The 10,994-nt window shown below is 55.9% G+C and carries 7 protein-coding genes; 3 read left to right on the top strand and 4 right to left on the bottom strand.

Annotation, left to right across the window (positions count from 1 at the left end; genetic code table 11):
* Window positions 1–250: 250 nt before the first annotated feature.
* Window positions 251–2,956, top strand: coding sequence for an HTH-type transcriptional regulator MalT (gene malT / locus V6942_RS08740; RefSeq protein WP_333501108.1), 2,706 nt, complete (start codon window positions 251–253; stop codon window positions 2,954–2,956).
* A 248-nt stretch (window positions 2,957–3,204) separates the two neighbouring features.
* Complete coding sequence (locus V6942_RS08735) at window positions 3,205–4,572, top strand: glycoside-pentoside-hexuronide (GPH):cation symporter (RefSeq protein ID WP_182929895.1); 1,368 nt, start codon at window positions 3,205–3,207, stop codon at window positions 4,570–4,572.
* 96 nt (window positions 4,573–4,668) lie between these two features.
* Here V6942_RS08735 and V6942_RS08730 read toward each other — a convergent pair whose 3' ends face one another.
* The 3 genes from V6942_RS08730 to glpE form a co-directional block, all read right to left on the bottom strand.
* Window positions 4,669–5,427, bottom strand: coding sequence for a DeoR/GlpR family transcriptional regulator (locus V6942_RS08730; protein ID WP_106925109.1), 759 nt, complete (start codon window positions 5,425–5,427; stop codon window positions 4,669–4,671).
* A gap of 18 nt (window positions 5,428–5,445) precedes the next feature.
* On the bottom strand, window positions 5,446–6,276 hold the full coding sequence (glpG, locus tag V6942_RS08725; protein ID WP_106925191.1) for a rhomboid family intramembrane serine protease GlpG: 831 nt from the start codon (window positions 6,274–6,276) through the stop codon (window positions 5,446–5,448).
* 121 nt (window positions 6,277–6,397) lie between these two features.
* Complete coding sequence (glpE, locus tag V6942_RS08720; protein ID WP_106925108.1) at window positions 6,398–6,727, bottom strand: thiosulfate sulfurtransferase GlpE; 330 nt, start codon at window positions 6,725–6,727, stop codon at window positions 6,398–6,400.
* A 202-nt stretch (window positions 6,728–6,929) separates the two neighbouring features.
* On the opposite strand from glpE, the gene glpD reads away from it, so the two are divergent.
* Window positions 6,930–8,438: a glycerol-3-phosphate dehydrogenase gene (gene glpD / locus V6942_RS08715; RefSeq protein WP_182929894.1), complete on the top strand. Its 1,509-nt coding sequence runs from the start codon at window positions 6,930–6,932 to the stop codon at window positions 8,436–8,438.
* A 93-nt stretch (window positions 8,439–8,531) separates the two neighbouring features.
* Here the strand turns inward: glpD and glgP are convergent, their stop codons facing one another.
* Window positions 8,532–10,979, bottom strand: a complete 2,448-nt coding sequence (glgP, locus tag V6942_RS08710) for a glycogen phosphorylase (RefSeq protein WP_182934580.1) — start codon at window positions 10,977–10,979, stop codon at window positions 8,532–8,534.
* Window positions 10,980–10,994: the final 15 nt, after the last annotated feature.

The following is a 10,994-nucleotide window of genomic DNA, read 5'->3' as shown; positions in this document are numbered from 1 at the left end:
ATGCGCTCCGGATGAATATGATGATCTCATATCAGGAACTTGTTCGCACCTTCCCTAGATTTTACGCACCCTACGGGGCCTAATACGTAGTGGGGAGGGAATATGAGAAATTGTGACATATAGCAAATTCGCAAGCATCAAAACAGGACATAACTTGCAATACATAGCTATTTGACCGACCTTTGTAAGGATTAATTACGAAGCGCAAAAAAAATCTCGTTTTCCAATCCTCACAGTGAAGTGATTAGCTATGTTGATTCCGTCAAAATTAAGTCGACCCGTCCGTCTCGAACACACCGTGGTTCGCGAGCGGCTGCTGGCGAAACTTTCAGGCGCGAACAATTATCGTCTGGCGCTGATAACCAGTCCGGCTGGCTATGGAAAGACAACGCTCGTGTCGCAATGGGCTGCAGGGATGAGTGACCTTGGCTGGTATTCGCTTGATGAAGGCGATAACCAGCAGGAACGCTTTGCCAGCTACCTGATCGCCGCTATCCAGCAGGCGACGGGCGGCCATTGCGAGGCGAGCGAAAACATGGTGCAAAAGCGCCAGTATGCGAGCCTGAGCTCCCTTTTCTCGCAACTTTTCATTGAACTCAGCGAATGGCAGCGTCCGCTCTATCTGGTCATTGATGACTACCACCTGATTACCAACCCGGTGATCCACGATGCGATGCGCTTCTTCCTGCGCCATCAGCCGGAAAATCTGACGCTGGTGGTGCTATCGCGCAACCTGCCGCAGTTGGGCATCGCCAACCTGCGCGTGCGCGATCAGCTACTGGAAATTGGCAGCCAGCAGCTCTCCTTTACGCACGCCGAGACCAAACAATTCTTCGACTGCCGTCTGGCCGCGCCGATTGAAGCGGCAGAAAGCAGTCGCCTGTGCGATGACGTCGCCGGCTGGGCTACCGCGCTGCAGCTGATCGCGCTATCCGCACGCCAGCGTAATAACGCGACCCAGCACTCTGCGCGCCGTCTGGCGGGCATTAACGCCAGCCATCTTTCCGATTATCTGGTTGATGAAGTGCTGGACAACGTCGACGCGCAAACGCGTAATTTCCTGCTGAAAAGTTCGCTGCTACGTTCCATGAACGACTCGCTCATCGCCCGCGTAACCGGCGAAGAGAACGGGCAAATGCGCCTGGAAGAGATCGAGCGTCAGGGGCTGTTTATTCAGCGCATGGACAACTCCGGCGAGTGGTTTAACTACCATCCGCTGTTCTGCAGTTTCCTGCGCCAGCGCTGCCAGTGGGAGCTGGCGACCGAACTGCCGGAAATCCACCGCGCGGCGGCGGAAAGCTGGATGGCGCAAGGTTTTCCGAGCGAAGCCATCCACCACGCGCTGGCGGCGGGCGATCCGAAAATGCTGCGCGATATTCTGCTTAACCACGCCTGGGGTCTGTTCCATCATAGCGAACTGGCGCTGCTCGAAGAGTCACTCTCCGCGCTACCGTGGGAAAGCCTGCTGGAAAATCCGCGCCTGGTCCTGCTGCAGGCCTGGCTGATGCAAAGCCAGCACCGTTACAGTGAAGTCAACACCCTGCTGGCTCGCGCCGAGCAGGAGATGACGTTTGAGATGGACACTTCGCTGCACGGTGATTTCAACGCGCTGCGGGCGCAGGTTGCCATCAACGACGGCGATCAGGATGAAGCCGAGCGCCTGTCCACCGTGGCGCTCGAAGAGCTGCCGCTGGCAAACTTCTACAGCCGCATCGTCGCCACCTCGGTGCACGGTGAGGTCCTGCACTGCAAAGGGCTGCTGAGCCAGTCGATTGCCGTCATGCAGCAGACTGAACAAATGGCGCGCCGCCACGATATCTGGCACTACGCCCTGTGGAGCCTTATCCAGCAGAGTGAAATTCTGTTTGCTCAGGGTTTCCTGCAGGCCGCCTGGGAGTGCCAGGAGAAAGGCTTCCAGCTGATTCACGAGCAACACCTTGAACAACTGCCGATGCATGAATTCCTGCTGCGCATTCGCGCACAGCTGCTGTGGGCGTGGGCGCGTCTCGACGAAGCGGAAACCGCCGCCCGCACCGGGATTGAAGTCCTGAGCGGCTTCCAGCCGCAACAGCAGCTGCAGTGCCTGACCTTACAGGTGCAGTGCTCGCTGGCGCGCGGCGATCTGGATAACGCCCGCAATCACCTGAACCGTCTGGAAAACCTGCTGGGCAACGGAGCCTATCACAGCGACTGGGTTTCTAACGCTGATAAGGTACGGGTGATTTACTGGCAGATGGTCGGCGACAAAAAAGCGGCGGCCAACTGGCTGCGCCACACGCCGAAGCCGGAGTTCGCCAATAACCACTTCCTGCAGGGACAGTGGCGCAACATCGCTCGCGCGCAGATTCTGCTGGGCGAGTTCAACTCGGCCGAAATGGTGCTCGAAGAGCTCAACGAGAACGCCCGAAGCCTGCGTCTGATGAGCGATCTCAACCGTAACCTGCTGCTGCTTAATCAGCTGCACTGGCAGGCAGGCAATAAGAACGAAGCTCAGCGCGTACTGCTGGAAGCGCTCCAGCTGGCGAACCGCACCGGGTTTATTAGCCACTTCGTGATTGAAGGTGAAGCCATGGCGCAGCAGCTGCGCCAGCTGATTCAATTGAATACGCTGCCGGAGCTGGACCAGCACCGCGCCCAGCGCATTCTGCGTGAAATTAACCAGCACCATCGTCATAAATTTGCCCACTTCGACGAGAGCTTCGTTGAACGCTTGCTCAACCACCCGGAAGTGCCGGAGCTCATCCGCACCAGCCCACTCACCCAGCGCGAGTGGCAGGTACTGGGGTTGATTTACTCGGGCTACAGCAACGAGCAAATTGCCGGCGAGCTGGACGTTGCGGCTACGACCATCAAAACCCATATTCGTAACCTTTATCAGAAGCTCGGCGTGGCACACCGTCAGGATGCGGTGCAGCACGCACAGCAGCTGCTGAAGATGATGGGGTATGGCGTGTAGTTTGTGCCGGACGGCGGCTGCGCCTTATCCGGCCTATACCAAGCGCGGGTTCGATATTAAACACCCCCTTTTGGCAGGCCGGATAAACGAAGCGCTATCCGGCGTTGCACGCGCCAGAGAGCAAAGAGATAGCCACGTCACATTAAAGAATTAACATAACCGCAAAGTGAAAAATTAGAATACTCAGGTTCATAGCCACCTTTTATAAAGGATGTCGTATGTTGGCACATATTATAAAAGGTGACCCTATGTCGGCATTAACCGCAAAAATCAGTAACAAGGAAAAGTTTGGATTTGGTCTGGGCGACGCCGCCAGCCATATCGTATTTGACTCCTCTGTCGCTATTCTCGCTTATTTCTATACCAATATTTATGGATTACCACCGGCAGTCATGGGGACATTATTTCTCGTCGTCAGGGTGCTGGATGCCATTACCGATCCAATAATGGGCGCTATTGCCGATCAAACCAAAAGTCGCTGGGGTCGCTTCCGCCCGTGGCTATTAATTATTTGTGTACCGTTTGCCGTAAGCTGCGTGCTGGTTTATTCCACGCCTAACTTTGAGCAAACGGGTAAAATTGTCTACGCCGTCGTGGCCTATATTTTTATGACCCTGATGTACACGGCGATTAATATTCCTTACTGCTCGCTTGGCGCGGCGATAACCGCCGATCCGAAAGAGAACCTGTCGCTGCAATCCTGGCGTTTTGCCGTCGCCCCTATTGGCGGCGCAATGGGTACCGCCCTGATTCTGCCGCTGGCAGACCTGCTTGCGCCGGGAGACCGGGCAAGCGGCATGCAGTGGGCGATGGGGATATTTGGCGTCATCGGCTGCGTGATGTTCCTGATCTGCTTTGCCACCACCAAAGAGCGTATTACGCCGGTGAAAGAAGAGAACCTGAACATTTTGCGCGACGTGCGTATTCTGATGAAAAACGACCAGTGGTGCGTACTGTCGATATATAACCTGGCGATGCTATGCGGCGTGGTGGTTCGCGGCGGCCTGCTGGTGTATTTCGTACAGTATATTCTGCAACAGGGCAGCAGCGTTATTTCTCTGTTTATGCTGGCGACGACCGTTGCTGCCGTGATCGGCAGCCTGGCGGCAAAACATGTGGGCTCATGGTTCTGTAAAATTCGCGCCTCGGTGTGGGTGAATATTCTCAGTGCACTATTCGGATTGCTGTTCCTGGTGCTGCCAACCGATTATTGGATGCCCGCGTTTATCGTCCACGTGATACTGAATATTTTGCAGGGGATTAACGCCCCGCTGCAGTGGTCGATGATTACCGACGCCAATAACTACGGCGAGTGGAAAACCCAGCGCCGTATTACCGGCATGAACGTCGCGGCAAACATCTTTATTATCAAACTCGGCGTTGCAATCGGCGGCGCGCTGACCGGTTGGGGGCTGGCATTTTACGGTTATCAGGCGGGGGTTGAGCAGCAGTCCGCAGAAGCCATTCGCGGCGTGCTCATACTGTTTACGGTGCTGCCGGCCATCTTCTATCTGATTACGGCCATTTCTATCCGCTACTATCGGCTGACCGAAGACCGCATGAACGTCATCGTCTCCGATCTGAGTCAGGGTAAATTCCAGCAGCAGATGTCATAACCCCCGGAACAGCAGTATTCGCGCGGAATGCCCCTCTCCCTTTTGAAGGCTGAGGGGCATTGCTTTTTCCCGCCAGTAAAATTGGCCGGATCCCCCTTAACAGAGTTCCAGCTGCACTTCATTTTCGGCAATCACCTGCATCACGCCCGGCGGCGGCAGAACGTCGGTAAACACCGCATCTACCATGCTGATGCTGCCCATATTGACCATGGCGTTCCGGCCAAACTTCGAATGGTCGACGACCAGAATCACGTGACGAGAGTTATCGATAATCGCGCGCTTGGTGCGCACCTCATGGTAGTCAAACTCCAGCAGCGAGCCGTCGCTGTCGATGCCGCTGATGCCCAGAATGCCGAAATCGAGGCGGAACTGAGAAATGAAGTCCAGCGTGGCCTCACCAATGATGCCGCCATCGCGGCTTCGCAGCTCACCACCGGCGAGAATAATGCGAAAGTCTTCTTTCACCATCAGCGTGTTGGCCACGTTGAGGTTATTGGTCACGATGCGCAGGTCGCTGTGATTGAGCAGCGCGTGAGCCACCGCCTCCGGCGTAGTGCCAATATCGATAAACAGCGCTGAGCCGTTGGGAATCTGGCTGGCGACCTTTTGGGCGATGCGCTCTTTTTCCGCCGTCTGCGTCGCCTTACGGTCGTGCCAGGAGGCGTTTACCGAGCTCGACGGCAGCGCCGCGCCACCGTGATGGCGCAGGATCTTTTTCTGCTCCGCAAGGTCATTCAAATCACGACGAATGGTCTGCGGGCTAACGGAAAAGTGTTCCACCAGCTCTTCGGTACTGACATAGCCCTGAAGTTTTACCAGCTCGATTATCGCGTCATGACGTTGTGTTTGTTTCATGATGAATCCCTGGAAAAATTATGCTCGCTTTCGCACATTTAGCGTATCGACGAAGGCCATAGCCAGACCAATCACCAAACCGGTGACGTGAGCGCCGTTCGCAATCGACATTCCAAAAACGTTGAACCACCCGGCAACAAGCCAGATCAGAGAAAATATAATCAGCCCACGCGGCAGATAAATGCCGCTCTGCGGATCGCGTTCGCCGCGCAGCCAGGCATAGCCCATTAGGGCGTAAACCACGCCGGAGAGGCCGCCGAACCACGGACCGCTAAACTGGTGCTGAATAAAGCCGCTGAGCAGCGCGCTGATGATGGTAATCACCACCAGTTTACCGCTACCGATGCGTTTTTCGATTGCCCCGCCCAGGTACCACCACCATAGCAGGTTAAAGAGGATATGAACGAATGAGAAATGCATGAAAGCATGAGTAAAATAGCGCCAGGCCTCAAATTTCAGCGAATCATCGTACGGCCAGGCAAGCCAGATCATCACTGGCTGATCGCCCACGATGTTCATCAGAATAAAGACCAGCACGCAGACTGCCATGATAACCATCGTCACCGGCCCTGCGCCCGCTTTTAGCGTGGCGAGAAACGGGAAATGACGGTAGTGCAAACCGCTGTTGGTCTGCCCGGACTGCCAGCTCGCCGCCAGATAACGCGGGTCGGCAGGATTGGCGAGAAAGCGTTCCAGCTCGCTACGGACGCGCGCTTCCTGCGCTTCATCAGAAAGCCAGACATCGCTGCGCGTATGCTGCTGGATAGTCAGAATAACGCCCTGCGTCGCCATGTAGTCAACAAAGGCCTGGGCCACGCGCGGGTTAGTAAAAGAGGTGATCATCAACATCAGCAGGTCGCTTCTATTCCACACAAAAGGGGACAGTATATACCCAAACCCTGACAGATGCGTTGCAGCGCGCATTGCCGCCTGACGACAGGCGGCATCGGGAACGGGTGCTGGCGCTGTCTTAGAAAGCGGCGTGTTCCACTTCTGCCGGGAAATGGCGGTGCCAGGCATCAAAGCCGCCGTCCACGCTGTAAACCTGGTCATAGCCCTGCTGGAGCAGGTACTGCGCGGCACCTTTACTGCTGTTACCGTGATAGCACATCACCATGACCGGCGTTTCAAAATCGTTATCGCGCATAAACGCGCCCAGCGTGTCGTTCGTCAGATGAAACGCGCCCGGGGTGTGGCCCATCGCGAAGCTTTGCGGATCGCGAATATCCACCAGCACAGCGGCACTCTGCTGCAGCTTTTGGTGTGCCTGTTCTACGTTAATGCATTCAAACTGTTCCATGGTGCTCTCTTATCTTTATGGCAGGTATTGTGGCTCACGACATTTTACCGCCAAGTGTACGTCCTCAGGCCACGTAAACGCCAATATGTTATGCACATCACTCTAAAATGTTTTTTCTATGTTACCAAAAGCGCGTTTACTTGCTATTATGAGCGATATCGAACATTAATGAGCTATAACGAAAGTCCCTGAGGTAGCAATAATGGAAACCAAAGATCTGATTGTGATAGGTGGCGGCATTAACGGTGCAGGCATTGCGGCTGACGCAGCAGGGCGCGGGCTATCCGTGCTGATGCTGGAAGCCAGGGACCTGGCCTGCGCCACGTCCAGCGCCAGCTCGAAACTGATCCACGGCGGTCTGCGCTACCTTGAACATTACGAATTCCGCCTGGTCAGCGAAGCGCTGGCCGAACGCGAAGTACTGCTGAAAATGGCCCCCCATATCGCCATCCCGATGCGCTTCAGGCTGCCGCACCGCCCGCATTTGCGCCCGGCGTGGATGATTCGTACTGGCCTGTTTATGTACGATCACCTCGGTAAACGCACCAGCCTTCCCGCCTCTACCGGCTTGCGTTTTGGCGCAGAATCGGTCCTGAAGCCGGAAATTGTGCGCGGTTTCGAATATTCAGACTGCTGGGTCGACGACGCGCGGCTGGTGCTGGCTAACGCGCAGATGGTGGTGCAGAAAGGCGGTGAAGTCCGGACCCGCACTCGTGCTATCTCGGCAAAACGTGAAAATGGCCTTTGGGTTGTGGAAGCGGAAGATATCGACAGCGGTGAAAAATTCCGCTGGCAGGCGCGCGGTCTGGTCAACGCTACCGGCCCGTGGGTAAAACAGTTCTTCGACGACGGCATGCATCTGCCTTCGCCGTATGGCATTCGCCTGATCAAAGGCAGCCATATTGTCGTGCCACGCGTGCATACACAAAAGCAGGCCTACATTCTGCAAAACGAAGATAAGCGCATCGTGTTCGTGATCCCGTGGATGGATGAATTCTCAATCATCGGTACCACCGACGTGGAATACCACGGCGACCCGAAAAACGTTGAGATCGACGAAAGCGAGATTAACTATCTGCTGAAGGTGTACAACGGTCACTTTAAAAAGCAGCTGGCCCGCGAAGACATCGTCTGGACATACTCCGGCGTACGCCCGCTGTGCGACGACGAGTCTGATTCACCGCAGGCGATTACCCGCGACTACACGCTGGATATCCACGACGACCACGGTAAAGCCCCCCTGCTTTCCGTCTTTGGCGGTAAGCTCACCACCTACCGCAAGCTGGCGGAGCACGCACTGGAAAAACTGTCCCCATACTATCAGGGCATCGGCCCGGCGTGGACCAAAGGCGCAGTGCTGCCGGGTGGCGAGATCGGCGGCGATCGCGATGACTACGCAGCGAAACTGCGCCGCCGCTATCCGTTTATCAGCGAATCGCTGGCCCGCCACTACGCCCGAACCTACGGCAGCAATAGCGAGCTGATTATTGGCGATGCTCGCGACGTTACCGGGCTGGGCGACGATTTCGGCCATGAGTTTTACGAAGCCGAGCTGCGGTATCTGGTCGAACATGAGTGGGTACGCAGGCTCGATGACGCCATCTGGCGCCGTACCAAACAGGGGATGTGGCTGAATGCGGAGCAGCAGTCGCGGATAAGTGAATGGCTGGTGAAAACGCTGGGAAAGCCTGAGCTGGCGCAGGCGTCGTAATACGATCGCGCCGCGTCATGCCTGATAGCGCTGTGCTTATCAGGCATGCACGGGCGAAGGAAAAAAATGGGGCCATCCGGCCCCATTGTTGTTTTACAGCCTGACCGGCTCGATATACCAGATATGCTCGGCATACTCTTTGATCGTACGGTCGGAAGAGAAGTAGCCCATGTTGGCGATGTTGTGCATCGCTTTGGTGGACCACTCATCCGGCTCCTGGTACAGCTCATCAACCTTATCCTGGCAATCGACGTAGCTACGATAGTCAGCCAGCACCTGGTAATGGTCGCCAAAGTTGATCAGCGAATCCACCAGATCGCGGTAGCGACCCGGCTCGCCCGGACTGAATACACCGGTGGCGATTTGCGTCAGCACCTGACGCAGCTCGGCGTCCTGCTCGTAGTAGTCGCGCGGGCTATAGCCCTTGCGGCGCAGCGCCTCCACTTCTTCTGCGGTGTTGCCGAAAATAAAGAAGTTATCCGCGCCCACGTGCTCCTGCATTTCAACGTTCGCGCCATCCAGCGTACCGATAGTGAGCGCACCGTTAAGCGCAAACTTCATGTTACTGGTGCCGGAAGCTTCGGTCCCCGCCAGTGAGATCTGCTCGGAGAGATCCGCCGCAGGAATGATCATCTGCGCCAGGCTCACGCTGTAGTTGGGGATAAACACCACTTTGAGCTTATCGCCAATTTGCGGATCGTTGTTGATCACGTCCGCCACATCGTTGATCAGGTGAATGATGTGCTTCGCCATGTAGTAGGCCGAAGCCGCCTTCCCGGCGAAGATATTCACGCGCGGCACCCACTTCACGTCCGGATCGGCTTTGATGCGGTTATAGCGGGTGATGACGTGCAGCACGTTCATCAGCTGACGCTTGTACTCGTGAATACGCTTAATCTGCACGTCAAACAGCGCGTGCGGGTTGACCACCACGTTAAGATTCTGACCAATAAAGGCCGCAAGACGCTTTTTATTCTCCAGCTTGGCGCGCTGTACCGCCTGATTCACCTTCGGATAATCAATGTGCTGCTCCAGCTCGCTCAGCTGACTGAGGTCGGAGCGCCAGGTCTTGCCAATGTTGTCATCCAGCACCTCAGAGAGCGCCGGGTTCGCCAGCGCCAGCCAACGACGCGGCGTTACGCCGTTGGTGACGTTGATAAAGCGCATCGGGAAGATGTTGGCAAAGTCGGCAAACAGCGACTGCACCATCAGGTTAGAGTGCAGTTCAGAAACGCCGTTCACCTTCTTGCTCACCACCACTGCCAGCCACGCCATACGCACGCGGCGACCGTTGGACTCGTCAATAATGGAAGTGCGGCTCAGCAGGCCGGTATCGTTCGGGTACTGCTCCTGTAATGTCTTCAGGAAGTAGTCGTTAATCTCGAAGATAATCTGCAGGTGACGCGGCAAGATTTTGCCCAGCATATCAACCGGCCAGGTTTCCAGCGCTTCGCTCATCAACGTGTGGTTGGTATAAGAGAAGACCTGGCAAGTCACGGTAAACGCTTCATCCCAGCTGAACTTATGCTCGTCAATCAGCAGGCGCATCAGCTCGGGAATGGACAGCACCGGGTGGGTGTCGTTCAGGTGAATAGCGATTTTGTCCGCCAGGTTGTCATAGGTTTTATGCAACATGTAGTGGCGGTTTAAAATATCCTGCACCGTCGCGGAAACCAGGAAGTACTCCTGACGCAGGCGCAGCTCGCGCCCGGAATAGGTGGAGTCATCCGGATACAGCACGCGGGATACGTTCTCAGAGTGGTTTTTATCTTCTACCGCAGCGAAGTAATCGCCCTGGTTAAATTTACCCAGGTTGATTTCGCTACTGGCCTGCGCATTCCACAGACGCAGCGTGTTTGTGGCATCGGTGTCATAGCCAGGAATAATTTGATCGTAAGCAACCGCGAGGATCTCCTCGGTTTCCAGCCAGCGGCTGGTTTTGCCTTCCATCTGGACGCGGCCGCCGAAGCGCACCTTGTAGCGCGTGTTGTGGCGCGGGAATTCCCACGGGTTGCCATACTCCAGCCAGTAGTCCGGCGACTCTTTCTGGCGGCCGTCGACAATGTTCTGCTTGAACATGCCGTAGTCGTAGCGAATGCCGTAGCCACGGCCAGGCAGCGCCAGCGTCGCCAGCGAATCCAGGAAGCAGGCCGCCAGACGGCCTAAGCCGCCGTTGCCCAGCCCGGGGTCATTCTCTTCGTCAATCAACTCTTCGAGGTCCAGCCCCATCTCTTCCAGCGCGTTTTTTACGTCGTCATACAGACCCAACGACAACAGCGCATTGGAAAGGGTGCGGCCAATCAGAAACTCCATCGACAGGTAGTACACCTGCCGCGTTTCCTGGGAAAGCTGGGCGCGGTTAGAACGCAGCCAACGCTCGACCAGACGATCGCGAATGGCAAACAGCGTGGCGTTCAGCCACTCGTGTTTGTTGGCGATAGCGGGATCTTTCCCGATGATGAACATCAGCTTATAGGCAATAGAGTGCTTCAGTGCCTCAACGCTGAGGGTCGGTGATGCATACGTAAAGGGTGCATTCATAACTAAGATCCCCGT

Source organism: Kluyvera genomosp. 2 (assembly GCF_036759865.1).
Taxonomy (GTDB): Bacteria; Pseudomonadota; Gammaproteobacteria; order Enterobacterales; family Enterobacteriaceae; genus Kluyvera; species Kluyvera ascorbata_B.
The sequence above is the reverse complement of the archived record's forward strand: the minus strand, read 5'-3'. Positions and strand labels throughout refer to the sequence as shown.